This window comes from Klebsiella sp. GG_Kp146, assembly GCF_040061975.1.
Lineage (GTDB): Bacteria > Pseudomonadota > Gammaproteobacteria > Enterobacterales > Enterobacteriaceae > Klebsiella > Klebsiella quasipneumoniae.
This window is the reverse complement of record NZ_JBEAHA010000039.1, coordinates 24,127-48,517: the sequence shown is the minus strand read 5'-3', so window position 1 is coordinate 48,517 and position 24,391 is coordinate 24,127. Positions and strand designations below refer to the sequence as shown.

Genomic DNA, 24,391 nt, shown 5'->3' with positions numbered 1-24,391 from the left:
ATTAGGGATCAGTTGAGGGCGGCGCTGGGGGTCATGGCAACAGTTTTGGCGTTAACCGGCATACCCGGCATAAACACTTTTTGTAAGCCGTCGACGATGACGCTATCCCCAGGCTTCAGACCCTGCTTCACGACGCGTAAACCGTCGGCCAGCCGCCCCGGCGTGATATCACGTCGCTGTGCTTTGCCATCTTTATCAACGATATAGACATATTTACGATCCTGATCGGTGAGCACCGCTTTGTCGTCGATAAGCGTAGCCTGGAACGCCGCGCTGCCCGGCAGACGCACGCGGGCAAACAGACCCGGCGTGAACAGCCGCTGCGAGTTATCCAGCAGGGCGCGCATGCGGATGGTGCCGGTGCTCGGTGTTAACTGATTATCGAGAAAATCCACTTTGCCCTGATGGGGGTAGCCCTCTTCGCCAACCAGGCCAATCTCCACCGGGAGCGCCTGATTATCGCTGGACGCGCCTTGCCCGCGGCGGGCGAGATTTTGGTAGTGAAGGTAGGTTGACTCGTCGACGTCAAAGTAGACGTACACCGTCTTCTGCGAGACCAGGGTGGTGAGCACGCTGGCGGTGTCGCCCGCCGTGACCAGGTTGCCGCTGGTGATCAGCGCGCGGCTGGCGCGGCCGTCGATAGGGGCGGTCACTTTGGTGAAGTCGAGGTTAAGCTGCGCGGCATCCACCGCCGCCTGCGCGGCGCGAATATCGGCCTGCGCCTGTACCGCGGCTGACCGGCGCTGCTCCCACTCTTCACGGGAGACGAGGTTGGTATGAACTAATTTATCGGTGCGGTTCGCCTCGCTTTGCGCCAGGCTGGCCTGCGTTTTGGCTCTCGCCAGCGTCGCCTGCGCCTGCTCCAGCGCGGCGCGATAGGTTCTGTCGTCTATCGTGAACAGCACCTGGCCCTTTTTCACCTCCTGGCCGTCGGTATAATTCACTTTATCTATATATCCCGAGACGCGGGGACGGAGCTGAACGCTCTCCACCGCTTCAATGCGACCGTTGAAACTATCCCACTGACTGATCGACTTCACCAACACCTTAGCGGCGCTGACGGCCGGCGCGGGCGGCGCGGCGTTTTGCGCGACGCTGTCGTCGCAGCCGACGAGCAGAAAGGAGAGCATCATCGCGCCGAGCGCGGTCAGGTGAATGTTTCCCCAGTTTTTTTGCAGGCTCATTATTTTTATTCCAGTCATTGTAGCCGCCGGGCAAGACGCAGCCTGAGAGGCTGCGCCACTTCCTTTGTCCGGGCTGGCTTAAGGCCATTTGTGTCGATCATCGCCACAAAATTGTAACAATTTCGAATACACTATCGCGGCGATTGTAGGAAGGCGCTTAACTAAGTGCAAGAATAATTGTTGCACTTTATGTGCGATCCTCACCGGAGAAAAAAGGCGCGATCCTGGCAGGGTTTTAAATGCAACAATAAAACTTGCATTTTGTGTAAAACCAGGCCACCTTTTAATGCAACTGCTAAAGATGCTTTTAACCGGCCGCGAGGGGGAAATATGATGAACACTGGCGCCATCATTCAGGATCTGATCGACTGGATCGACAACCATCTTGATAGCCGTCTGGATATTGATACCGTTGCCCGGCGAGCCGGCTATTCGAAGTGGCACCTGCAGCGGATCTTCAAAGAACATACCGGGCACCCCCTCGGGGAGTATATCCGGGCGCAAAAGCTGCAAAAATCGGTCGAACGCTTAGCCCACAGCAACGAGCCGATCCTCAACGTGGCGATCGCCCTCGGCTTTGACTCCCAGCAGTCCTTCAACCGCAGCTTCAAGCGCCAGTTTGGCCAGGCGCCCGGCGTCTGGCGCCGGAGTATCAGCCGCTCTGCCGCGCAGACATCTCGTCAGTGATGCTCATGACCGGGGAGGGTCAGTCCTTACCCGGTCCATGATCGAATTTGCTGCCTTTGCCGATGGCATAGAACTGCCCGCCTGCGACATAGTGAACGGTCCGCAGCTCGTCCGGCGCATCATCAAAGATCCAGTGTCCGTTGCGGAATACCCGGTCATCGCTCCAGGCGGCGACGATGTCGCCCATAAACAGATTGTGCTGTTGCTGGATGTCCGGGTAAGGCATCACTTTGCACACCAGCCAGCCCGCGCAGCCGGCGACAAGGGGGAGATCGAACCCCGGCTGATAAAAGAAGGGGATGGTGTCGTTTTTATCCGGCGCGTCGGCATAGCTGCGCCCGCCAGCGTAGAGGACGGTTGCCATCTGGCTGACTACGGGGATCTGCACGACGAAATAGCCGCTCTTTTCCACCAGCTGACGAGTGAAGGCCTGGGGGCCGATATAGGCCACCACTTTTCGCTCGCCTGCCAGCCCAACCCAGGCGGCTGACATGACATTTTCGACGCCATCATATTTTGCGGAAATCATGGTGGTGGACCCGACCTGCAATAAACGATACGCCTTACGTAATTCGACAGGCTGAACGGACATTATTTTTCCTTTATGCGTGTTATTTAACGTGTTCATTCTATGGATATTTATTGAGGGGATGGTCATTTTTGGCCCCTCACGCGATATCCACAGCGCAACGATACGCCAGGCGATTAAGCGCAAAAAGATGCGTAAATTGTTTTCATTATTCATAATCAACGAATAATCATGCCGCCTGTCGGTAGGCTGCTCGCTACAGGGGAGAAAGAAGGTGGATCGTATCCAGGCTATGCAGATGTTTATGCGCGTCGCGGAGGCAGGGAGCTTCGTGTGTGCCGCGGAAACCCTTTCCCTGCCGGCCTCCACTGTCACCAGTACCATTAAAAACCTTGAGAAATACCTGAAGGTGCGACTGCTGAACCGGACCACAAGGCGGGTGAGCCTGACTCCGGAAGGGATGCAGTATCTGGCGCAGTGCCGGGAAATTCTCGCCCTCATCGAACATAGCGAATCCAGCCTGAGCGAGTCTGTCGCGCGGCCTCAGGGGCGCCTGCGGGTTGATATGCCCGCGGGCATCGCGCATTTCATCGTCATGCCCCATCTGCAAGACTTTTACCGACGTTACCCTGATATCTACCTGATGATCGGGGTCAGCGATCGGCAGGTCGATCTCATTCAGGAAGGCGTCGACTGCGTGATACGCACGGGAGAGCTGAACAACTCCAGCCTGGTGGCCCGGCCTCTGGGCCGCTTTCGCTGGGTCACCTGCGGGTCACCGGACTATCTCAGGGAATATGGCGTGCCGCCATCACCGGAGGCGCTCTCTCAGCATCGGGCCGTGCATTATTTCTCCGGCCAGGCGAGGCGGGCCGATGAGTTCCGCTTCCTTCGCCACGGCGAGACTTTTTCTGTACCCGTCAGCGGCACCGCCGCGGTGAATGAAACGGGGCTTTATATAAAAATGTGCCTGGCAGGATTTGGGCTGGCGCAGCTGGCGGAGAATATCGTGGCTGACCACCTGCGGGAGGGGAGGCTGGTGGAAGTGCTGGCGGACTGGCAGCCGCCCCCGGTACCCGTCACTTTGCTCTATCCGCACCAGCGCTTTCTCTCTCCCGCCGTGCGGGCGTTTGCTGAGTGGATGAGCGAGGTGGTTTGAGGGGATTATCGTTTCGGGAGCCCCGCATGGGAGCGCAGGGCTCCTGCAGAAATATCTGGTCTGCCGATCAATCACTCGATACTCTGTAATGCTTTGTCTTTTTTGTGAACAGGAAAAAGGATGTTTAATACGCTCCCCGATTTACACAGAAGTTTTGCAGAGCAACTGAAGCTTAAATTACAGTCTGACCCGCGGATCCTCGCCCTTCTCGCCGGCGGCTCGTTTATCCATGGCGGGTTTGATCAATACTCCGATCTCGATTTCGTGGTGGTGGTCGACCCTCTCTATTATGACGAAATCATGGCTCAGCGTATGGCGTTCGCCGGAACCCTCGGCCATCTGCTACATGCTTTCACCGGGGAACACGTCGGCGAGCCTCGGCTGCTGATCTGTCTGTTTGGCCCGCAACTTCTGCATGTCGATCTCAAATTTATCACCCTGGACATGCTCACTCAGCGCGTTGAGGAGCCTGCCGTGCTATTTACCCGTGATAGCGATGCTCTCCAGCGCCAGCTGGCAAAATTTAGCGCGCACTGGCCGAACATGACGCCGGAGTGGTTTGAGTCCCGAGCCTGGATCTGGCTGCATTATGCCGGGGTTAAACTGGGCAGGGGTGAACTCTTCGAAGCGCTGGGGATGCTGTCCTTCTTCCGCGAACAAGTGCTGGGACCGATGCTGTTCCGTCGCGCCAATCTACCGCAACGCGGGGTTCGCCGAATAGAAGCCCTCGGCATTGATCCCGATGGCCTGCTGACTTCCACTCTGGCAACGCACGATCGTCACTCTGTCGGGATTGCCATCCGAAGGGCTGCCGACGCTTATGTCAATCTGCGGGCTGATGCGCTGCCTGACAATATTGCAGACGATGCGGCGCGGTGGGCGGTCTTTGCCATGCTGGACGCCTATTCTGACAAGGAGTAAATCTATCCCTCCGGCCGCTGACGCGGCCGGAGTGTGTAAGGGGGGCGCGAGATGTCGTGGGGGGCTTATCCTGAGAGGGGGGGCGGGTAACCGGTAACGCTAAAACTTCCCCTGGCCCGGTTTGCTCCGCACCGCCAGACGATTAGAGTTTATCCAGTTCACGCACCGTACGTTCATTGACGATATTACCCGTATTCAGGGTCGATTTTGGCTCCAGTAAAACGACGCAGCACTCTTCGGTTAACGCTTCAGGACAATGCTCAGTTCCTTTCGGCACAATAATAAACTCACCGGCATCAAGAATGATATCGCCTGTTCTTAAGCCCATTCGCAAGCGGCCGCTGACCACAAGAAAAAGCTCGTCCTCCTGTTCATGATGATGCCAGTCAAATTTTCCGGATAATTTAGCCAGTTTGACATATTCGTTATTCATTTCGCCGACAATTTTCGGGCTCCAGTAATCGCTGAACAGAGCAAAACTGTCTTTTAAATTAACTTTACGCATTCATCTTCTCCGTCACACATATTTAATGCGGGTGGGTTGATTTCGTCATAAAAAAAGAGCAGGCAATGGGCCGCACGGCGCACAGCCGGGTTAGGCGATATTGAGCGCTAATAATAAGACGCCAGGGCTATCGGGAAAATGACCGTATTATGGCCAGCTTTCCGACTATTACGCCTGCTTTGCTTTGTGGGGAATTACCGCGCAAGCAGGCCAGCTCTGCTGTTCGAAATAACAATACAGTTAACCGGCAAACTGAACAACGGGTTTCCCGATGACGGGGGAAGATATTTATCAGTTCGCAATCAATCGACTGAATTTAATTAATTTTATTTTTAAAATAATTCTCCCTCAGGCATTCAGCGGACCGTTTTTGTTTCTTTAAGTGAACAGATGCCCGAAACGCCGGCGCCATATCTCAGGTCTCCAGGTCCGATAATGGCGCGGCGGAGTTAACCGGGCTCGAGGTGAGTCATCACCACCGTCGCACTAACCGCCGTTTCCGTTGCGCTGTACGTATGCGCAATCTCCGCAGAGAAGGCATAAAAATCCCCGGGCTCCAGGGTGATGACTTCATACTGGCTCAAGCGCAGGCGCAGAGTTCCGCTGTGGACCAGAATATGTTCATGCGCCCCCTCTGAATGTCCGGGGCTGTGGATGGTGACCCGCGGTTCCATTTGCAGCAACCATATCTCGGAGGTATTGCCGGGGCCGATGCGGAATTTCATCATTTGCGAATACTCGCCCGGCACAGGGCGATATTTTTCAAAGCGGGGATACATCCTGCTGCCGCTTAGCAAATCGCCGACCGGTAAACGTAACGCGGTGGCGATAGCGTCCAGCGTATCAACTCGGGGACTGGAAGATCCTGATTCCAGCTTGGATAACGCTCCCTTTGAAACCCCTGACAATTTAGACAGATCGTTTAACGAAACCCCCCGGGACTGCCGTAGTCGTCTTATTTTACTGCCGATATTTAATGACAACGCAGCTGGTTTATCGCGTTGTGAATCTGCCATTATTGCCTCTCTCCCCGAGTGAGTCCTTCTCATCCGAATAAACGCCCCGCCCAGTCGAGATTGCGGTAGGGACATAACACTGCTGTCGCTGGCCTGATATGTCATCGCTGCATCAACAGTCAGTGATTCTTCACGCGCCCGCCATGCCTGAATACCACGTTTATCCTTTCAAATGAACCATTTTGGTGTTCACCGGTTTGAAGGGGCAGTCTGGGTAACGGGAGATATTGCACATTGAATCTGTTCGTTGCGTTCGTCTGTTGCCGGGCTGTTTTAAGCGAAAAATGGATGATTCTGGAGTAACGGATTGTTTATTGATGAAAGCAGGGGCGTTATTTTCCCCACTTCTACAGTGGGGCTTTGAGGATCTGTATCAGGAAATGATGCCGGTGTTGCCATATCTAGTAATGCACCAGCCCGCCATCTACCGCGTACTGACTGCCGGTGACATAGGATGCGTCATCAGAAAGCAGAAAAAGTGCGACAGCAGAGGCTTCTTCCGCGGTTCCTGCCCGGCCGAGGGGGACCTGGCTGACAACAAAATCCTCAAATTGCTGACGCGACTCTTCCGGCATGAAATGTCTAAAGTTCGTTTCGATCGGACCCGGTACCAGCGTATTGGCGCGAATACCCCGCACAGCCAGCGCAGAGGCCCAGCTTTTAACCATTGCGACAACTGCGCCTTTCGTTGCTGCATAGAGGCTGGTCATTGCCGCACCTTCATATACAGATGAAGATGAGGTGACAAGAACAGATGCGCCTGAATTGAGGGATCCAGAAAGAGCGGCAAGCTGCAGCATCGGGCCGCGGACGTTAGCATTCATCATGCGGTTAAAAGCATCTGCTGTCACCGATTCCGGAGCACCTACTTCTGCGAAGCCAGCATTAAGCCATAGTCCGTCGAGTAAACCCCAGCCGCTTATCGCTGCCTGAAGAACGCTTATATCGGCTTCGCTGGCTGCATCGTTCTTCAGAATGAGAGATGATTCAGGCAGTAGACTACGGGCGCGCTTCAGCCTTTCATCATTGAGGCCCGTAATGGCAACATTGCCGCCCTCACTAACAATGCGCAGTGCGCCTGCAAATCCCATACCGCTGGTACCGCCAGTGATAAGGATGCGTTTACCTTGAAATCTGCCCATGATTCGCCTTTCTTTGTCTTTAGAACCAGCACGTACCTGACGAAGATAACCATCAGTCGTCATCTGTTTCATCACCCAATGGTGACATTATGGCTGCAGCGTTGGCATTTGGCACCAAGCGGGGTAGGGGCCAATGCTGATGGTGGCCCTTTTTTCAGCGTCGGGGGAGTGTATCTGAAATACCAGATCTATCTGCCGAATGGCTTAATCAACAACGCCATACCGTCGCCATTGCGTAGTCGATACTCGGAATTGGCTTGTGATTTCAATGGGTTAGACATGTTTTTGCACCATGATTTTTTACGTTATGGCATCGTAGTGCAAAACAAGCATAGATGATGCTCGAGATTTATACAGAGAATATGACCGCACAGGTAACAAAAAAGCCCGCAGGGCTTGCGCCGTGCGGGCTCTTAGGACTTCATCGGATGACTCTGGTAATCACCGATGGGCTGGCAGCGGCGTAATTAGTGCAGGAGTAGATCAATTCTGTTGGGGATGTTTATAGGTTGCTTAGAAGGGAAGGCGCAAAAAGAGTGGTGACGGTATTGATAGGGAAAGGCGTATTTATGCGTTGGATTTTTATGGTGATTCGTCGGACTCATTATTGTGAGTGGCTAGCTCTAATAAAGACCCGGCAGATTTAAGCCGGGTCTTTATTATTTACGGTCTTGAAGCCGTGCCGTCAGGTGTGCGCGCCATTGTCCAGGAAGGGATCCCCCCCTCGCACGGGTATTTCGCCGCCTCGGCTTCATCAATGTCGATACCCAAGCCAGGCTTATCGTTCAGGTAGGCATAGCCGAGGTCAATCTCCGGGCAACCCGGGAAGACATCACGCAGCGCGTCGTTCATGGGCGTGTATTCCTGAATGCCGAAGTTCGGTGAACTCAGATCCAGATGCATATTGGCGCAGACCCCGACTGGTGAAATATCACCAGGACCGTGCCACGCGGTACGCACGCCGTTCAGTTCGCTATAGACAGCGAGTTTCTTCGCCGGCGTGATACCGCCGATGGTGCTCACATGACAACGAATGTAGTCGATCAGTTTGTTGTCGATGAGCGGCTTCCACTCATTAACATTGACAAACAGTTCGCCCATGGATATTGGCGTGGAAGACTGCTGGCGCAGCATTTTCAACCAGTCGATATTTTCCGGTGCGACTGGGTCTTCGAGATAAAACAATTGATATTGTTCCACTGTCTTTGCAAGGTTAATGGCGGCCACCGGGGTGACGCGCTCATGGACATCATGAATAAATTCGATGCCAAAACCGAGCTTGTTACGCAGGTGGTCGAACAGACGCGGAACGCTTTTGGCGTAGGCATCCGGGTCAAAGTAGATGCCAGGCGTTTTGCTGCGCGGTGAACGTTTCGGCTGAATGTTCTTCGCACGTGCCAGCTGCGTGGCGATCAGTTTGAGGTCATCGGTCCCCGCACCACCATACATTCCCATCTGGCAGCGAACGTACTGGTAGCCTTCTTCCATTCTGGCGCGGATGTTATCTTCCACTTCAACTTCATCGCCACCGTCAGTGTGACAGTACAATGGGATCCCATCACGGCATTTGCCGCCCAGCAGATCATAAACCGGCATCCCCGCCAGCTTACCTTTGATATCCCACAGCGCCATGTCCACGCCGGACAATGCATTGTTCATGATCGGGCCATTGCGCCAGTAACCGCTTACCGCGCCTGACTGCCAGATGTCCTCAATACGGGTCGGATCTTTGCCAATCAGAAAAGGCGCCATGTACTCATCGATCGCGTTTTTTACCGCGAAGATACGCTGCGTAAAGGTCGCGCATCCCAGCCCATACAGCCCCGGCTCATTGGTTTCTATCTTAACGACCGCCAAATCAATGCCGCCCGGCGCCGTCAGAATCGTTTTCACATTGGTGATTTTCAGGTTACTCACTTTCTCTCCTCAACTCAGCGAATTTACCGCATGTCATACCATTGTGGATGACATGGTGCATATTTGTAAGTTGTCCTACAACTTGGTGCTGTTATATCACGCTTCTTTTACAAAGGATCGCTTAGAGTGCCATTCTGTGATAGCGATCAAATTGCGTTCAATAAAAATTAAATAAATACTTATAATTCAATTTGTTAATCGTAATAATATGATCGCGAAGTGGAGCTGTTTGTGATCCTTGTTGCAAATTCATAGGTGAACTGTTGATTTTATCAGGACGAAAATTCAACCTTAAAAAAGACAGTCGTCATACAAATTAAACGAATGAGGAAACAACATGAACGCTTTATTTGATTTAACCGGGAAAACGGCGCTGGTGACGGGTTCTGCACGCGGACTGGGCTTTGCCTACGCTGAGGGCCTTGCCGCTGCAGGCGCACGGGTCATCCTGAATGATATTCGCGACACACTGCTGGCCGAATCCGTGGATACACTGACAAGCAAGGGTTACGACGCACAAGGCGTGGCTTTTGACGTCACCGATGAACAGGCGATTGAGGCGGCTTTTAGCAAACTCGATGCAGAAGGGATCAGTGTGGATATCCTGATCAATAACGCCGGTATTCAGTACCGTAAACCGATGGTCGAACTGGAGCTGGAAAACTGGCAGAAGGTGATCGACACTAACCTGACCAGCGCATTTCTGGTGTCCCGCGCGGCGGCAAAACGGATGATGGCCCGTAACAGTGGCGGCAAAATCATTAATATTGGCTCGCTTACCAGCCAGGCTGCACGACCGACCGTTGCCCCGTACACGGCGGCAAAAGGCGGTATCAAAATGCTCACCTGCTCGATGGCCGCAGAATGGGCACAGTTTAATATCCAGACCAACGCCATTGGGCCGGGCTACATTCTGACGGATATGAACACTGCACTTATCGAAGACAAACAGTTCGACGCCTGGGTGAAAAGCAGCAACCCCTCTCAGCGCTGGGGTCGTCCGGATGAGCTTATCGGCACGGCCGTCTTCTTATCATCCAGAGCATCCGATTATATCAACGGGCAGATTATTTACGTCGATGGTGGCTGGCTCGCCGTGCTGTAATTAATATTTTTTACTATCCTTTTTTTTGCCCAGCAGTAAATACACGGGAAAAAATTATGATTCATAGTATGCAAAAAAAATTAGCTCCGATTCGCTGGAAGAAACTGATTCCACTGGCTTTCATTACCTATAGCCTTGCCTATCTCGATCGTGCCAATTACGGATTTGGTGCTGCTGCCGGTCTGGCTGAAGATCTTAATATCACGCCAGGGATTTCCTCATTATTAGGTGCGTTGTTTTTCCTAGGATATTTTTTCTTTCAGGTGCCTGGCGGGATTTACGCTGAAAAAAGAAGTGCTAAACAACTTATTTTTTGGAGTTTAATTCTTTGGGGGATATTAGCCACGGCAACCGGTATGGTTCATGATGTTAAAACCCTGGCAGTCATCAGATTCTTGCTTGGTGTTGCCGAGAGTGTGGTAATGCCCGCTATGCTTGTTTTCTTAAGTCATTGGTTCACCAAGAAAGAAAGGTCCAAAGCCAATACATTCCTTTTTCTGGGTAACCCCATCACGGTACTCTGGATGTCGGTATTATCAGGGTATCTCGTGGATGCTTTTGGCTGGCGTGGTATGTTTATTATCGAAGGCGTACCTGCGATTATCTGGGCAATTATCTGGTGGGTGATATTTGTTGACCGACCTAAAGATGCAACATGGTTAACAGCGCAAGAAAAAGAAGATATTGAAGCAGCGTTGGCAGCAGAACAAACCAATATTAAAGAAATAAAAAACTACACTGAAGCATTTCGCTCCAGTAAAGTTTTGTCCCTTTCATTTATTCATTTTTTCTGGAATATTGGGATGTATGGTTTCATCATGTGGTTACCCTCTATTTTGAAATCGGCTTCTGGGCTGGGCATAGTCGCAACAGGTTGGCTATCAGCAGCACCCTATTTATTAGCCGTTCCACTGATGCTAGCTGCGTCATGGTATTCAGATAAATTTCTTAACCGTAAAATTATTGTTCTGTTGTTTTTAGGACTTGGTGCTATCTGCTTTATTGGATCGTTTACCATTGGAGCATCAAACTTCTGGCTCTCATATGTTCTACTGATGATTGCTGGCGGCGCGATGTATACCCCTTATGGACCATTCTTTGCGGCCATTCCAGATATGATCCCGCGTAATGTTGTGGCTGGCGCGATGGCATTTATCGTGAGTTTTGGCGCGTTGGGGTCATTTGTAGGTTCATGGATAGTGGGTTATCTGAATGGTATAACTGGCGGCCCAGGTGCTTCTTATGCCTTTATGGGAATCTCACTGGTGCTGGCAGTGCTGCTCACCTCCCTTACTTCGTTTAGTAGTAAAGAATCCAGGCAAGCGAAAGCACAAACTTGCTAAGTTAGGGCGCCTTTCGGGGCGCTTTAATTTTAAAAATGTTATATTGTATAGAGTTCCTGAACAGATTACGGATACCCATCTTGAGCATAAAATCCATTCAAAAACAAAATGTTGTAAATGAAATTTATGATCAGATCTGCAGCAAGCTGCTGGACGGCAGCTGGGCGCCAGGTAGTCGTTTACCTTCGGAAGCGGAGCTAACAGCCTCATTTAACGTTAGCCGTGTCAGTGTACGTAGTGCGGTACAGCGTTTTCGTGATCTTGGGATAGTGGTGACACGGCAGGGTAGCGGCAGCTACGTGAGCGAAAACTTCACTCCACACATGTTGAGTAACGAGCCCCGCCCAATCATGCACCTGAGTCGCGAAGAATTTCACGATATGATGATTTTCCGCCAAACCGTGGAATTTAAATGTGTGGAACTCGCGGTCTTGCACGCTACCGAAGACGATATTCGTCAGCTCGAAGAAGCATTGAACAATATGTTGATCAACAAGGGTGACTATAAAAAGTATTCAGAAGCGGATTACGAGTTCCATCTGGCAATTGTCAAGGCCTCTCATAATAGTGTCTTTTACAATGTTATGAGTTCAATTAAAGATATCTATTACTATTATCTTGAAGAGCTCAACCGTGCACTGGGTATTACTCTTGAGAGCGTGGAGGCTCATATTAAGGTCTACATGTCCATTAAGAACCGCGATGCTAGTTCTGCTGTACAAGTTCTCAATGAAGCGATGTCTGGAAATGTTGTTGCTATTGAAAAAATTAAATCTATAGATATCTCTGGGGATAAATAATCGCAATTCCAGGCGGTAACCTGAATGGCTGTTGCTTTTATCTGGGAAATCATCTGCCTGCTGGTGTTTCGTTTTATTGATCTGCTTCCAGTATTAGATATAACCTTCAGGTTGATTTTTCTTCATGTTTCCTGTTTCGCCAGCCTGCTGCAAATTCAGCTGGCGTCTGGTAATTCAGCGATGAATGAGGACTGGACTCGTTATAGTCATGCCGCCAGCCATGAATAATTTTCCGGGCATGAAGAACTTCTCTGAACCAGTTCTCATTCAGGTATTCATCCCGAAAGCGACCGTTGAAACTCTCAATAAATCCGTTCTGAGTTGGCTTGCCCGGCTGGATTAAGCGTAACTCAACACTATGTTCAAAGGCCCATTGATCCAGTTCGCTGCAGGTAAATTCCGGGCCCTGATCGGTTCTTATTGTCGCCGGGTAGCCCCGAAATAGTGCGATGCTGTCCAGAATATGCGTGACCTGAACACCTGAAATACCGAAAGCAGCCGTGATCGTCAGACACTCCTTTGTGAAATCGTATACCAATAATCACAGGATTTAGCCGGATGTTCTCGAACAACAACAGGCACAAAAAAGCCCGCAGGGCTTGCGCCGTGCGGGCTTTCAGGACTTCATCGGATGACTCTGGTAATCACCGATGGAGAATTTTGGTGGAGCTGGCTGAGAGCGACACCAAATACTAACTGTCTGATTCTTTGAGCAATGTAGCGGGAATCAATGTCACAGCAGTATGGCACACCCAACTAGCTACGATCAATAGCCCTAACTGCCTTGAGTAGATTGCTTTTTGGCTATCTTTAGTTGCTGAGTGAAGAAGCGGGCTCTGTCTTTCTGTCTGAAGTCAACTTGACCGGCTGCATGAAGCTTGCCTGCTAGCTTTTCTAGATGAATTATTTTTGCAGCATTGTCTGTTGCTTCAGCCAAAGTGGCGAATTCTTTTCTGATTGAATCACTGTGTGCCCAACGTACCTTAAGTTCTCCATCCTGAATAACAATCCCTGTAAGCAGCTTCCCTTCTGATGACGGATAAAATCGCTCTTTCTTGTCTTTAGAGGTGAGGCCATGAGAACGAATACACTTTTTAGCTTGGGCAGCAAATCCTTTTGGGATTTTCGAACCAGAGAACGCTACATCGTCAACATATGCCGTAAATACTAAGCTGTTTGAGGTCGCAAGGTTGCTAAGCTCGTCGAACATATCTCTGTTTGCCCAAAACGCCATGGCCATACTTATCGGGCTGCCTGTGGGCACTTTTCCTGCAAAGGTTGCAAGGTTGGTCATTACATAAGCTACATCGGGTGACATCTCAAATTTCTCAACAAATGCTTTGTAGACCTTCGCAGCGCTAGTCGAAGGAAAAAACTTATGAATGTCGAGCTTCAGAAGTTCAGTTGCCTGCTTATGTGATTCTGCATTAGTTAGTGTTGAATGTTTCTTCCGACCGGAGTGAAGATATAGAGGTAATTCGATTCTGCTTAATAATACGCCGAGCCTCCTATGAACCGCTTTGAGCTGGGCAATCGGTTCCTGAATCTTCCTTCCTGCGTCGTTTTCGAATTCTTTGTACGCAGAGTCAAGCATGAGTTTATCAGCCTGCTTCTTTGATAGGCCTATGATCTCGAATAGTTTTTTTCTAGTTTTAAGTTTGTATAGAGGGGATTGATTCAAAGGGTAAATCTTAGGGGATCTTTGAAGACTAGGGGTACGTTTTGTGCTTTTCATCGTCGTTGCTCCAATCCATTATAGCCTCCATTACAGGAATCCCTTGATGGATGCAAAGAAGGAGGTAACAGCTTCAGAATGAAAAACCGTAGAAAACACTTCGCTGAAAACCAAGGCAAGGATGTACTTACCGGTATCTTTGGAGTATTTCTTTAGTTTCTCCTTCACACAAAACGTTTGCTGAACACTAGCCTGGTATTTCTTACGTGTCTTTCGACTTGTATGCGTCTTTCGACTTTTACGTGTCTTACGACCCATATTACATCTCCCTTTCAGTTCCCGATGACCAACATGGCCACCAGTCTCGCCTGAACTGACAGGAATAAGAGATGTTCAGCAATTAACCCCAGTTTTCGACGTCACAGAGTGACGTCCTCTCGCCACAAATCCAGCAATCCTAGCTGTCCCGGTAAGAACCAGAGCGTCGGTGATGCGTAGCATCGTAACGTTGGAACATTGAGCAAGCCTGGCATGCGTCGTGTGGGGGAGAGATTAGAGGCCGAAACCTCCACGATGGCTGACAAGCAAACCATCAAGCTTTTGCGAGAAAGTCTCTCCTAGGTACTAGCAGGCTAATTTTATGATCATATTCATATGGTTAGCAATAGATCGGTTAGAGATTTGTTTCGAAATGTGAGTGATGATTAGGAGGGGAATTAGGACGCGAATTCAACTCCCTAACTGGAAGTTGAATTCGTGCAGATCGTTATTGGCTAGTACCACTAATCAATAGAAGCATTACACACAGTTAGCGATCACGTGGTCAGCAAGTTTGTCGTGCTCTGCGTCCATTTTATCCATCAAGTCAGTTTGGTTTTTAGCCCATTGTCCACGAACTAAAACGTGTGAAGTTGGGCGAACAGTCTTGAGGTATTTAAGCGGGACGCTTTGAATAATGCTGTCAGGAGCCATAACGTTTAAATCTTCCACTTTCGCTACTGGTTCCCTAGTAACAAAACTAGGCACTGCATTGTATGAAGTGATGGTTTGTAGGCTAGGGATTAATGCGTTTTGTACTGCGGTACTAATAACATTTCTATGTGCTAGGTCAGCCCCTACTTCAGTTGCTACTGTTGCCCCTTGTTTCTTTCTCATATCGAATCCATTGAATACCCACCCTGCAAATTTAGGCTGTCCTTTTGTGGACAAAATGGGGTCGTGAGCATTCCCAGCAAGATATCGAGAGACGCCTTGTTGCCAGTCAGTGGCAAACTTAGGAAGCATTTCACCAATTAAACCGATGCAGTAGGCCGAAAACATATCTGCTGTACATGGAACGATAAAGTAATCGGAGCAGTAAAGAGCAGAACGAACTAATGTATTGAATGATGGCGGCAAGTCGATGAGAACATAATCGTAGCTAATGCCCGTTGTTTCCTCAGCAGCTTTCGAGATCAAATGAGGCATCAGGAAGCGATAAATACTTGTACCAGCAATAAGATCGGTACCAACGTTGAGTGTGTCTGAAAGATTGTTAAGCCAAAAATCTCCGGCAACGATATCTAGATGGCCAGATCCCTGAGGCATAGGATATTTAGGATGATTTATGACTACTTCAGGGGTTCTGTTTTGTTGAATGTAAGGCTGCCCGAAGGCTCTAATCGTTTGACCGAAAGGAGCCTGTGCGTTTGTGTGCAATAGACGAGCAAAGTTTGCATCACTCAGTGTTGCAATTGATAAGTTACACTGCGGATCAAAGTCGATCAGTAAAACTGATTTACCTTTGGCTGCTAAAGCAACGCTAAGGTTCCATGTAAGTGTAGTTTTACCTACACCGCCTTTGTTATTAAAAAGAGATAAAGTAACCATAACGTACTGTTGCCCCTAATTTTATCGTTTAGGGAATCACTTTAACATAAGCTCTTAACCGTGGAAGCGCATACCAATGGAATTCCTCTTTGAAATACGACTGTAATCAAAGAGGAGTCAGATTCATTCTCTAGTCGGTGATTACACCACGTTGCAGGAGTACTCTCCGCTGCCACCACTTATCATTTTGAGCGTGAATTTTTTATCTGCTGTGTAGTTAATGTTGAACGCGATGCCAAGACTGGAGAATGTCAGACTGTTCACCCCATCATTATCCTCTGCTCCCATGAAGAACTTTGCCCTCCGCGTTCCGTTTGGGGTGGACAAGTCGGCCCAACCAACTTGTTCCTGCTGCTTGAGCGTGATGTCCACAGTGGTGTTGTTTTCACATGAGAGCTGTACATATACGTTGTTGGCGGCTGTTGCGGTAGTCGAACTGCTTGCGAGCAGTATGGCGATTAAGCCGATTGTTTTTCTCATTGAATAATTCCTTTTGAATGCTGTTTAGTTGTCAGATTGATTACGTACAATCCTGTAAATGCTGGTGATGCCGATCCCTAACTGGCGGGATATTTCGGGTTTGCTCAATCCTTGGCCTAGCAACTCGATAACTTCCTGAGATTTGCTGCGGGCCGTAGCCTTTCTGCCTTTGTACTTTCCTTTGAGTTTCGCCAGTGCTATTCCCTCGGCCTGACGCTCAAGCATCATTTCACGTTCGAAAGTCGCAATCGCACCAATCATCGTCAACATGAGCTTTCCGGTTGGGGTGGCAGTATTTATGCCTATATTGAGAATGCTTAACGCCACTCTTTTACCTTGCAGGTATTCCGAGATTTCTAGGAGGTGGCGGGTGTTACGGGCGAGGCGGTCGAGTTTCGTTACTTGAACCGTATCGCCCTCACGTACAAACTCCAGCATTGCCTGTAGTTCAGGACGGTCATCTTTTGCCCCGCTGATTTTCTCCCTGAATATCTTTTCGCATCCGGCTAGCGCTTCGAGTTGTGTATCCAGACTTTGCCCGGTAGTAGACACACGGGCGTAGCCAACTGTAGCCATATGAGCTCCTTACCCTGCCAATAGGCCATGCTATGCTGCAAAGGTCTGCCAAAATGCCAAAACCACCCTGTGGCATGTCCTTAACGGGCATTCCATTGTTGTGCTGGTGGCAGATCTTTAGGGCATGGTTATTGGCAGGGGGAAAGTGGTTGGTTAGATTGCGGAAACGTCCGGTGGTGTGAACATTTTGATGATTGATTCAAGTAATGCTGTGGCAAAGGCAACCAAGCCAGTTACCACTGCCGGGATGATTACATCACGTATAAACATAGTATCTCCTGTGGGTTGTTAACACGATGCTTATACCGGTCAGAAAAAGGAATGTTGATCATGCCGGGTGGCACTTTTTCAATGGTGTTAGATCTGTCAAAAAGGTTGATGTGGTCAGCCATTACTTTGAAATGAATCACCTCTGATAACTGAATCCCTATACATTTATAGAGGCTATAGGGCTGTGTTGCGGTAGGTTTAGGGGGTTACGGCGTTTGAATACACCGCAATCCCCGTAGTATCAACGTTTCAATGCAACTTTTTGGAAACGTCAGTCTGGTTTGAGGTTTTGAAGGACGTATTCGGCAGCGCTATCAGGCGACCAACGGTATAGCGAAGACCTTAACGACTCCAGCGATACTCTCAGTTGTCTGCTTGTTTTTGAACGTGTTTTTTCATAGTGAATACCACATCGTTTTAACGCTTCTTCGATCCCTCTCAAAGGCTGTTTCTCATAGTTTAGCAACCAAGCATTCTGGTTTTTTAGGTCGTCATAAGCATTTCTGGCGGACTTTGAATCAATGATAATTCTGTCGCCAACAACACCACAGCTTGCAGCGGAAATACCTGATAAAAAAGCTGCTTCAAAGCTAATTAGCCTGTTATTGTTACGTACTAGGTCAAACCAGTCATCACTCTCATTGTGTTTAACCCTGATGATCGTAGCTTCTGGCTCTTGCCTTTTAATCTCAGAGTCCCTGATTGAATCCGCTACCTGATTTGACGCAAATGCGTGCTCTTCTTCGTCAAATTCGATGAGATACACGTTATATTTTGAGCTATCTTCGTTACCGTTCCAGTAATGCTTAACTGCAAAATCGACGTAGTACTTCCCATTGCACATTCGCTGCTGAGTTTTTAGTTCATAGTCTCCATAGGTGATGTCTACGAGTTCTTTATCAATGAATTCACTCAGTTTGCGACCAAAAACCACTTCTCTCCGGCTCAGCCCCTTATTACGAGGAAGCTGCACACCTGTGTATCGTTCAACCCATTCAGTGACTTCCAGATGTTTGTGATTTAGGGAGCCATAAGTAAGTAAAACAAGTGCTGAACGTGCCGAAATCCATGTGTTCTTATCAATTTGATCATGGAGAACAGCGCCAATCTCACGAATTTCTCTTCCGAAAAAATCTCTGGGTAGTTTTTGAACCATATTTTGACTGGTTTTATACCAATTGGTCCTCGAACCTCGTGGCTTTGGTAGTTTTTTAAACAGCACATAGAGATTAATTTGCCATTTATCGTCCTCTGTTTGACGAAACATTCCATGGCGAGGGAGGGTAACGTCTAAAGGGGAAAACAGACGATTTTGGATAGTGATATTTTTCATCATTCATCCTCCCCGGATAGACTGCGGAAGATTTGTAAACTGGTATAGGGCTTAACGTTCTGTACAATTTTTGCAAATTCGATCTTGTCGATGACTTCTAGCATTAATGAGACATCACTGAGAAGAGAGCTACCATAGGGGCTACCTTGATGCCCCATCAAGCGGTTAAGGTATTCATCCGTTGCATTCAACATCACTAACTTGTCGCGAAAAGCGTGTCTGAAAGTATAAAGAGTTGAGCTCGGATCTAGGCCCTGCTTGCCGCGAATGTTACGGTTAAACCACTCTCCGGGTTTATGTGAGTGGTAGCCTTTAATCGCCTTGATCTCCGGGAATAGTCGGCAGTTTCCACCAACCATAGAACGAAAATCATGTACATATCTCACGAAACCAATTTCTAGTAGACACTTATGCAGAGGGATATAGCGTAAGGCGTTGGGCGTTTTTAACCTTTGCTCATCAAAACGCTTATCAATGCGGATACACCACACCTTACCCACCAGCTCAATGTCATCGACATACAGTAAACACGCCTCGTTCGGGCGAATGCCTGTAAAGAGGCAGAGTAAAGGAAGCCAGAAGTGATGTGGATGTTGAATTTTGTTGGTCACAAGGCCTCGATGTTCAGTAAAGATATGGTGGTTAAATACCTTTACAGCATCTTCGTCACTAATCGCATGTCTCGCTGCCTTATTGCTCTGCTTTGGCTCGGGTAGTGGTTCTTTAGGTATGGGATTATCATCAGGCAGATACCCTGTATCTAGCATCCATTGAAAGAAGCGGCGTACCTTTTCAAGATGATCATTAGCAGTAGCTGTTGCGATAGTTTTGGAAGCTTTTTTCTTAGAAATGAGTTCAAGAAGTGGAGTTTCGAGCATTTCTTTTGCTTTGAGTTTTTCAGGTAATGAGGCAAGTAACTCACGAAACTCTCTACCGCTGGATAATGAGATCTCTGAAATAGGCACATTTCCGAAGAAACTGAAGGTCAGAGCGAGCGAGTGAGCATATTTGTCCTGACTTTTCTGCGAGTGCTCTTTGCTTGCGTTCTCGGTTTGGTACTTGTTGATCATATCTAAGAGAAAATGAACATCAGAGCGAGAAGTCTCTCTAGAGGAAACAGGGCTAGTTGTAAGCCAATCAGCATCACCACCAAGAATGATTGCTCGCGTATTCTGCAAGGATTTGACCTTGGCTTGTGCCACCATGCGAGCAATGACTTGGTAATCGTACTCACTGAGAGTAGCTTTGAGGTGTGGCAGTTCGTCCAGAACGGTACTTGCTTCGGCCCGGTGCAGAGATGGTTTATCATCGTAAGCGATGCGTTCTTTCAAATCAGAGACAACCATATCTAATGTCTCAAGATAATCGTTCAGATCGCCTTCATTACGTGCAGAGCCGCTAAACCAATGTTCTGTTTCCTCAGCGGTCCATTCGGCAATTTTTGCTCGAAGTTTTGCTTTGATTTGCTCTTGTGCTGATTTTTCCATCACGCCATTCTTCAGTTTCTTGGGGGCCCCCAAAGAAGCAATCATCTGTTGGCAAAGTGTCTGTAAACGCAGGGCAAGAAGGCGAGCACGCTGAAAGCTTGCTGTTTGCAGGCTCAGTCTGTATTCGATTGCATTGCCCTCAGATACGAAACGCTTCCTGAACCACCAGGTGTGGTTACGCTTGTAGAGGTAATGGGGAATGCTGTTTGATGGCATATGGTACACTCCTGAGTCACAGTTGTGCCACACGCCCAAAGAAAAACGGCCTGAAACTCTAAGAGAATCAGGCCGTTATATTTGGTGGAGCTGGCGGGAGTTGAACCCGCGTCCGAAATTCCTACATCCTCGGCACTACATGCTTAGTCAGTCTTTACATTCGCTTGCCAGCTGCGGACAGACACGCCACTAACAAACTAGCCTGATTAGATTTAACGCTTCAACCCCAGGCAGGGCATCCACGCGATCTCTTTTGGGTTTGACCTCTCTTTGATCCCCGTCTTAAGAGCGGAAGCTAGGGAGAGAGGGCTCAGAGCAGGTTATTAAGCTGCTAAAGCGTAGTTTTCGTCGTTTGCGACTATTTTTTGCGGCTTTTTACGAGGCCAACCGCCCCTCGGCATGCACCTTGGGTTTCGCAAATCCCGTCGAATCCAGAATCAGCCCCAATGTGTAGGTCAAGTATAACAGATTTGTGAATGTCGTTACCAGCCCCATAACGCAGGATTCTTTCAGCAGGGGTGGACGAAAAAGCAGCATCAACAAGGATATAGCGTAAGGGCCAGCGAGAGCCGGCCCTCAGGGGAGGGGGTTAGCGTCCGGCGTGCTTCATAATACGCGCCTTATCCAGCGCCCATTCACGATCTTTCAGATCGGTACGCTTGTCATGCTGTTTCTTACCTTTGGCGACGCCGATTTTCACTTTGCACCAGGCATTCTTCCAGTACAGCGACAGGGCGACAACGGTGTAACCTTCGCGGTTAATGCGGCCGTACAGCGTGTCGAGTTCGCGCTGGTTGAGCAGCAGCTTACGGGTACGCGTCGGGTCGCAGACATAGTGGGTGGAAGCCACGGCCATGGGCGTAAAGTTGGCGCCGAACAGGAAGGCTTCGCCATCCTTCAGGATGACATAGCTATCGCCGATGTTGGCTTTGCCTGCACGCAGGGATTTGACTTCCCAGCCCTGCAGGGCGAGACCAGCCTCGTATTCATCTTCGATAAAGTATTCGTGACGGGCGCGTTTATTCAGCGCAATGGTGGCTGATCCAGGTTTGTGGGCTTTTTTCTTAGTCATAATGTCCTGAAGTCATCGTCTTATACACAGTTACCTCGATCGCATCCTGCGAGGTGTACTGCGCATCTTAGCACGAGTTGCGGCACAGCGTTTTTTTTAGCAGCAGATAAATGATATTATTTGCACTGTGTTTAAATGTGGAACCTGCTATGCCTCAGATTAGCCGTACTGCGCTGGTGCCTTTCAGCGCGGAACAGATGTATCAACTGGTAAACGATGTGAAGTCCTATCCTGATTTTCTGCCAGGCTGCACCGGTAGCCGCGTGCTGGAATTCGGGCCGACGCAAATGACGGCGGCGGTTGATGTGTCCAAAGCCGGCATCAGTAAGACCTTCACGACCCGGAATACACTGACCAGCAACCAGAGTATTTTGATGAGCCTGGTGGATGGCCCGTTCAAGAAGCTGATTGGCGGCTGGAAGTTTATTCCGCTGAGCCCCGAGGCGTGCAAAATCGAGTTCCATCTCGATTTTGAGTTTACCAATAAGCTGATTGAGATGGCCTTTGGCCGGGTCTTTAAGGAACTGGCCGCCAACATGGTGCAGGCGTTCACCTCGCGCGCCAAAGAGGTCTACAGTGCCAGCTAATATTCGTGTTGAGGTCGCTTACGCGCTGCCTGAAAAGCAGTACCTGCAGCGGGTCACCCTGGACGAGGGGGCGACGGTCGAGCAGGCGATTATCGCCAGCGGCCTGCTGGCGCTGCGTGATGACATCGATCTGGCGAAAAACAAGCTGGGTATTTACAGTCGTCCGGTTAAGCTGCACGACGAAGTCCATGACGGCGACCGGGTGGAAATCTATCGCCCGCTGATCGCAGATCCGAAAGAGCTGCGTCGCCAGCGGGCGGAGAAAAACGCCGCGAAGTAAACCGCAGCAGCAGACCTGCTATCGGTCATAAAAAAAGCGCTCATTGAGCGCTTTTTGCTTTTCCGGGCCTTACTGACTGGTCAGCGCGGGCTTGTTATCAATGTTGGTTAACACGCCGCCATTGTTGAAGGTCAGGGTCAGGGTCTGCTGAGTCACTTTCTCGTGGCCCGGCTCCTGACGGAATACATAGAACCAGGTGTTGGTGCCGAACGGATCCGACATCATTGGCGTTCCGAGAGCATAAGCAACCTGCTGTTGCGTCATACCGACACGAATTTTTGCTACATCGTTAGGTGCCAGATAGTTACCCTGGTTGATGTCAGGACGGTAAACCACTCGTTCCAGAGTGGAACAGCCTGCGGTCAACATAAGAAGAACCGCTGCGGCAGCAGTCAGCGTTTTACAGCGCATAGTGATTTGATTCCTTTTTGGGCCCGAGCAGTACGTGGCTCATCTGTAATATGCCGATAATAATAGACCTTCGCGCCGATGGAAACCTCCGGCTGCGGTCAGCAGGCAATTTGCTGTTCACTATGACCCTGTGAAAATCAAAAAGTTTACGCCGCAAGCAACTCTTTCGCGTTCGCCAGGGTGTTGCGCGTGACCTCGCTGCCGCCCAGCAGGCGAGCCAGCTCCTGCAGACGAGCACGCTTATCCAGCGGCTGCATATGGGTTTCGGTCATCTCGCCATCGGTCTCTTTGCAGACAAAGAAATGATGGTGGCCGCAGCCTGCGACCTGCGGCAGGTGGGTAACGCACATCACCTGCGTGGACTCGCCCAGTTGGCGCAGCAGCTTGCCGACCACCGCCGCGGTAGGGCCGCTAATGCCGACGTCCACTTCGTCGAAGATCAGCGCCGGGGTTTCCATTTTACGCGCGGTGATCACCTGAATCGCCAGCGCAATACGCGACAATTCACCGCCAGAGGCCACTTTCGCGATCGGCTGCAGCGGCTGCCCCGGGTTAGTGGTGACGCGGAACTCAATATGATCGGCGCCGTCGGCGGTGAGATGGCGTTCATCAAAAGCGACCTCAATCGCGAAGACCCCGTGCGGCATCGAAAGTGAGTGCATACTCTCGGTGATAAGCTGGGTTAGCTCGTCGGCGCTGGCCTGGCGCAGGCCGTGCAGCTGGCGCGCGGTCTCCAGCGCCAGCTGATGATGTTCGACCACCTGCTGGCTGAGGGATTCCAGCGAGCCGGCGCTGTCGTCCAGCAGGCGCTGCTCTTCGAGCATCGCCTGATAAACCGCCGGCAGCTCTTCCGGCATCACCTGGTGTTTACGCGCCAGCGCGATTTGCCGGGAAATCCGCTGCTCAAGTTCGAACAGACGATTAGGATCGAGGTCCAGACGGTCGTGATAGTGGCGCAGCTCATCGCTGGCCTCGCTGAGCTGAATGGCCGCCTCTTCCAGCATATCCAGCACGCCGGAAAGCTTGCTGTCCATACCCACCAGCTCGCTGACCAGCTGCTTCGCGGTATAAAGCTGGCTCTGCAGGTTGGCTTCTTCGCCGTCTGCCAGTACCGTCAGGGCGTGCTGACAGGTGCTGAGCAGCTGACCGCTGTTGGCCAGGCGTTTGTACTCTTCGTCAATCTGCTCAAACTCTCCCGCCAGCGGGTTAAATTCGTTCAGCTCTTTAAGCTGGTACTGCAGCAGATCGGCGCGGGCGGCGCGCTCCTGGCTCTGCTGCTGATGCTGAGCCAGCTCGCGGCAGCTCTGGTGCCACTGGCGATAGTGCTCTGCCATGCGCTGAGTGAGCGCATACTCACCGGTATAGCCATCGAGCAGCGTTTTCTGGTGTTCGGGTTTGGTCAACAGCTGGTGCGCATGCTGGCCGTGGATCTGGATCAGCAGCTGGCCCAGCTCGCGCAGCTGCGAGAGCGGGACGGCGGTGCCGTTGATGAAGCCGCGCGAGCGGCCGTCGGCGCTGATCACCCGGCGAAGTAAACACTCACGCCCGCTCTCCAGCTGGTTCTCTTCCAGCCAGCGCTGGGCGGCCGGGGTATCTTTCAGCGCGAAGCGCGCGCACAGGTCGGCACGGGTGGCGCCGCGACGCACCATGTCGGCTTCCGCTCTGCCGCCGAGGCACAGCCCCAGCGCGTCGATGGCAATGGATTTCCCGGCGCCGGTTTCCCCGGTGATGGCGGTCATACCGCTGTGGAAATCAATTTCCAGTTCACGAACGATAGCAAAATTACTGATGGTGAGTTGCGCCAACATAGCTGCCTTCCTGTATGAA

23 protein-coding genes, 1 other RNA gene and 1 pseudogene are annotated in these 24,391 nt (G+C 50.4%); 8 read left to right on the top strand and 17 right to left on the bottom strand.

From position 1 onward, the window contains the following. Positions 1–8: 8 nt before the first annotated feature. Entirely contained in the window at positions 9–1,184 is a 1,176-nt protein-coding gene (gene oqxA, locus ABLU95_RS22520; RefSeq protein ID WP_023290702.1) for a multidrug efflux RND transporter periplasmic adaptor subunit OqxA, read from the bottom strand. Between the two features lie 333 nt (positions 1,185–1,517). Here oqxA and ABLU95_RS22515 point away from each other — a divergent pair, with 333 nt between their 5' ends. After that, positions 1,518–1,871 (top strand): helix-turn-helix domain-containing protein, encoded by a 354-nt coding sequence (locus ABLU95_RS22515; protein WP_032429203.1) that lies wholly within the window; start codon positions 1,518–1,520, stop codon positions 1,869–1,871. Positions 1,872–1,890: 19 nt separating this feature from the next. Here the strand turns inward: ABLU95_RS22515 and ABLU95_RS22510 are convergent, their stop codons facing one another. After that, positions 1,891–2,463, bottom strand: a complete 573-nt coding sequence (locus tag ABLU95_RS22510) for a flavin reductase (RefSeq protein ID WP_044524415.1) — start codon at positions 2,461–2,463, stop codon at positions 1,891–1,893. Positions 2,464–2,674: 211 nt separating this feature from the next. Here ABLU95_RS22510 and ABLU95_RS22505 point away from each other — a divergent pair, with 211 nt between their 5' ends. Continuing rightward, entirely contained in the window at positions 2,675–3,559 is an 885-nt protein-coding gene (locus ABLU95_RS22505; protein WP_348880413.1) for a LysR family transcriptional regulator, read from the top strand. A 120-nt stretch (positions 3,560–3,679) separates the two neighbouring features. Further along, positions 3,680–4,480 carry a nucleotidyltransferase domain-containing protein gene (locus ABLU95_RS22500; RefSeq protein WP_110212163.1) on the top strand — a complete coding sequence of 267 codons (801 nt, stop codon included), beginning with the start codon at positions 3,680–3,682 and terminating at the stop codon, positions 4,478–4,480. A 142-nt stretch (positions 4,481–4,622) separates the two neighbouring features. Here ABLU95_RS22500 and ABLU95_RS22495 read toward each other — a convergent pair whose 3' ends face one another. From ABLU95_RS22495 to ABLU95_RS22480, 4 genes are all read right to left on the bottom strand, one after another. After that, on the bottom strand, positions 4,623–4,985 hold the full coding sequence (locus ABLU95_RS22495) for a cupin domain-containing protein (RefSeq protein WP_023290697.1): 363 nt from the start codon (positions 4,983–4,985) through the stop codon (positions 4,623–4,625). A 449-nt stretch (positions 4,986–5,434) separates the two neighbouring features. Continuing rightward, a complete protein-coding gene (locus ABLU95_RS22490) occupies positions 5,435–6,001 on the bottom strand; it encodes an XRE family transcriptional regulator (RefSeq protein ID WP_348880412.1) in 567 nt (188 codons plus the stop codon). A gap of 401 nt (positions 6,002–6,402) precedes the next feature. Then, positions 6,403–7,143 carry an SDR family oxidoreductase gene (locus ABLU95_RS22485; protein WP_348880428.1) on the bottom strand — a complete coding sequence of 247 codons (741 nt, stop codon included), beginning with the start codon at positions 7,141–7,143 and terminating at the stop codon, positions 6,403–6,405. Between the two features lie 663 nt (positions 7,144–7,806). Beyond that, positions 7,807–9,060 (bottom strand): enolase C-terminal domain-like protein, encoded by a 1,254-nt coding sequence (locus tag ABLU95_RS22480; RefSeq protein WP_065883347.1) that lies wholly within the window; start codon positions 9,058–9,060, stop codon positions 7,807–7,809. Between the two features lie 337 nt (positions 9,061–9,397). Between ABLU95_RS22480 and ABLU95_RS22475 the strand changes: the two genes are divergently transcribed. The 3 genes from ABLU95_RS22475 to ABLU95_RS22465 all read left to right on the top strand — a co-directional run bounded on the left by ABLU95_RS22475 (position 9,398) and on the right by ABLU95_RS22465 (position 12,308). Then, the gene (locus tag ABLU95_RS22475) at positions 9,398–10,165 is read left to right on the top strand and encodes an SDR family oxidoreductase (protein WP_048325394.1); all 768 of its coding nucleotides are present in this window, start codon (positions 9,398–9,400) and stop codon (positions 10,163–10,165) included. A 56-nt stretch (positions 10,166–10,221) separates the two neighbouring features. Next, entirely contained in the window at positions 10,222–11,508 is a 1,287-nt protein-coding gene (locus ABLU95_RS22470; protein WP_289553926.1) for an MFS transporter, read from the top strand. A gap of 80 nt (positions 11,509–11,588) precedes the next feature. Continuing rightward, positions 11,589–12,308, top strand: a complete 720-nt coding sequence (locus ABLU95_RS22465; protein ID WP_049013857.1) for a FadR/GntR family transcriptional regulator — start codon at positions 11,589–11,591, stop codon at positions 12,306–12,308. A 106-nt stretch (positions 12,309–12,414) separates the two neighbouring features. Here ABLU95_RS22465 and ABLU95_RS22460 read toward each other — a convergent pair. The 9 genes and pseudogenes from ABLU95_RS22460 to smpB form a co-directional block, all read right to left on the bottom strand. Further along, positions 12,415–12,837, bottom strand: a pseudogene (locus ABLU95_RS22460) (integrase core domain-containing protein); the annotation flags it as partial. A 246-nt stretch (positions 12,838–13,083) separates the two neighbouring features. Then, a complete protein-coding gene (locus ABLU95_RS22455; RefSeq protein ID WP_064909786.1) occupies positions 13,084–14,043 on the bottom strand; it encodes a reverse transcriptase family protein in 960 nt (319 codons plus the stop codon). A 738-nt stretch (positions 14,044–14,781) separates the two neighbouring features. Continuing rightward, on the bottom strand, positions 14,782–15,852 hold the full coding sequence (locus ABLU95_RS22450; protein ID WP_064909784.1) for an AAA family ATPase: 1,071 nt from the start codon (positions 15,850–15,852) through the stop codon (positions 14,782–14,784). Between the two features lie 141 nt (positions 15,853–15,993). Beyond that, positions 15,994–16,332 (bottom strand): hypothetical protein, encoded by a 339-nt coding sequence (locus tag ABLU95_RS22445; protein WP_171824689.1) that lies wholly within the window; start codon positions 16,330–16,332, stop codon positions 15,994–15,996. A gap of 24 nt (positions 16,333–16,356) precedes the next feature. Beyond that, positions 16,357–16,908 carry a recombinase family protein gene (locus ABLU95_RS22440; protein ID WP_064909779.1) on the bottom strand — a complete coding sequence of 184 codons (552 nt, stop codon included), beginning with the start codon at positions 16,906–16,908 and terminating at the stop codon, positions 16,357–16,359. A gap of 541 nt (positions 16,909–17,449) precedes the next feature. Beyond that, entirely contained in the window at positions 17,450–18,514 is a 1,065-nt protein-coding gene (locus ABLU95_RS22435; RefSeq protein ID WP_348880411.1) for a hypothetical protein, read from the bottom strand. Then, complete coding sequence (locus tag ABLU95_RS22430) at positions 18,511–20,214, bottom strand: site-specific integrase (RefSeq protein ID WP_064909775.1); 1,704 nt, start codon at positions 20,212–20,214, stop codon at positions 18,511–18,513. The genes ABLU95_RS22435 and ABLU95_RS22430 overlap by 4 nt, the downstream gene beginning before the upstream one ends. An 82-nt stretch (positions 20,215–20,296) precedes the next feature. Continuing rightward, positions 20,297–20,659, bottom strand: a transfer-messenger RNA (tmRNA) gene (gene ssrA / locus ABLU95_RS22425). 144 nt (positions 20,660–20,803) lie between these two features. Then, positions 20,804–21,286, bottom strand: coding sequence for an SsrA-binding protein SmpB (gene smpB, locus ABLU95_RS22420; RefSeq protein WP_002914164.1), 483 nt, complete (start codon positions 21,284–21,286; stop codon positions 20,804–20,806). A gap of 149 nt (positions 21,287–21,435) precedes the next feature. Between smpB and ABLU95_RS22415 the strand changes: the two genes are divergently transcribed. Together ABLU95_RS22415 and ABLU95_RS22410 are read left to right on the top strand one after the other, a co-directional pair. Further along, positions 21,436–21,873 (top strand): type II toxin-antitoxin system RatA family toxin, encoded by a 438-nt coding sequence (locus ABLU95_RS22415; RefSeq protein ID WP_008806099.1) that lies wholly within the window; start codon positions 21,436–21,438, stop codon positions 21,871–21,873. Further along, the gene (locus tag ABLU95_RS22410; RefSeq protein ID WP_004206851.1) at positions 21,863–22,153 is read left to right on the top strand and encodes an RnfH family protein; all 291 of its coding nucleotides are present in this window, start codon (positions 21,863–21,865) and stop codon (positions 22,151–22,153) included. The genes ABLU95_RS22415 and ABLU95_RS22410 overlap by 11 nt, the downstream gene beginning before the upstream one ends. Before the next feature lie 69 nt (positions 22,154–22,222). On the opposite strand, the gene bamE is transcribed toward ABLU95_RS22410, so the two are convergent. Beyond that, positions 22,223–22,564 carry an outer membrane protein assembly factor BamE gene (gene bamE / locus ABLU95_RS22405; RefSeq protein WP_004206850.1) on the bottom strand — a complete coding sequence of 114 codons (342 nt, stop codon included), beginning with the start codon at positions 22,562–22,564 and terminating at the stop codon, positions 22,223–22,225. A gap of 146 nt (positions 22,565–22,710) precedes the next feature. Continuing rightward, entirely contained in the window at positions 22,711–24,372 is a 1,662-nt protein-coding gene (gene recN, locus ABLU95_RS22400) for a DNA repair protein RecN (protein ID WP_065883344.1), read from the bottom strand. Positions 24,373–24,391 lie beyond the last annotated feature (19 nt).

What these genes read in the sequence shown, in the direction of transcription:
- oqxA (WP_023290702.1), bottom strand. Translation starts at nt 1,184, where the DNA reads ATGAGCCTGCAAAAAAACTGGGGAAACATTCACCTGACCGCGCTCGGC.
- ABLU95_RS22515 (WP_032429203.1), top strand. Translation starts at nt 1,518, where the DNA reads ATGAACACTGGCGCCATCATTCAGGATCTGATCGACTGGATCGACAAC.
- ABLU95_RS22510 (WP_044524415.1), bottom strand. Translation starts at nt 2,463, where the DNA reads ATGTCCGTTCAGCCTGTCGAATTACGTAAGGCGTATCGTTTATTGCAG.
- ABLU95_RS22500 (WP_110212163.1), top strand. Translation starts at nt 3,680, where the DNA reads ATGTTTAATACGCTCCCCGATTTACACAGAAGTTTTGCAGAGCAACTG.
- ABLU95_RS22495 (WP_023290697.1), bottom strand. Translation starts at nt 4,985, where the DNA reads ATGCGTAAAGTTAATTTAAAAGACAGTTTTGCTCTGTTCAGCGATTAC.
- ABLU95_RS22490 (WP_348880412.1), bottom strand. Translation starts at nt 6,001, where the DNA reads ATGGCAGATTCACAACGCGATAAACCAGCTGCGTTGTCATTAAATATC.
- ABLU95_RS22485 (WP_348880428.1), bottom strand. Translation starts at nt 7,143, where the DNA reads ATGGGCAGATTTCAAGGTAAACGCATCCTTATCACTGGCGGTACCAGC.
- ABLU95_RS22475 (WP_048325394.1), top strand. Translation starts at nt 9,398, where the DNA reads ATGAACGCTTTATTTGATTTAACCGGGAAAACGGCGCTGGTGACGGGT.
- ABLU95_RS22470 (WP_289553926.1), top strand. Translation starts at nt 10,222, where the DNA reads ATGATTCATAGTATGCAAAAAAAATTAGCTCCGATTCGCTGGAAGAAA.
- ABLU95_RS22455 (WP_064909786.1), bottom strand. Translation starts at nt 14,043, where the DNA reads ATGAAAAGCACAAAACGTACCCCTAGTCTTCAAAGATCCCCTAAGATT.
- ABLU95_RS22450 (WP_064909784.1), bottom strand. Translation starts at nt 15,852, where the DNA reads ATGGTTACTTTATCTCTTTTTAATAACAAAGGCGGTGTAGGTAAAACT.
- ABLU95_RS22445 (WP_171824689.1), bottom strand. Translation starts at nt 16,332, where the DNA reads ATGAGAAAAACAATCGGCTTAATCGCCATACTGCTCGCAAGCAGTTCG.
- ABLU95_RS22440 (WP_064909779.1), bottom strand. Translation starts at nt 16,908, where the DNA reads ATGGCTACAGTTGGCTACGCCCGTGTGTCTACTACCGGGCAAAGTCTG.
- ABLU95_RS22435 (WP_348880411.1), bottom strand. Translation starts at nt 18,514, where the DNA reads ATGATGAAAAATATCACTATCCAAAATCGTCTGTTTTCCCCTTTAGAC.
- ABLU95_RS22430 (WP_064909775.1), bottom strand. Translation starts at nt 20,214, where the DNA reads ATGCCATCAAACAGCATTCCCCATTACCTCTACAAGCGTAACCACACC.
- smpB (WP_002914164.1), bottom strand. Translation starts at nt 21,286, where the DNA reads ATGACTAAGAAAAAAGCCCACAAACCTGGATCAGCCACCATTGCGCTG.
- ABLU95_RS22415 (WP_008806099.1), top strand. Translation starts at nt 21,436, where the DNA reads ATGCCTCAGATTAGCCGTACTGCGCTGGTGCCTTTCAGCGCGGAACAG.
- bamE (WP_004206850.1), bottom strand. Translation starts at nt 22,564, where the DNA reads ATGCGCTGTAAAACGCTGACTGCTGCCGCAGCGGTTCTTCTTATGTTG.
- recN (WP_065883344.1), bottom strand. Translation starts at nt 24,372, where the DNA reads ATGTTGGCGCAACTCACCATCAGTAATTTTGCTATCGTTCGTGAACTG.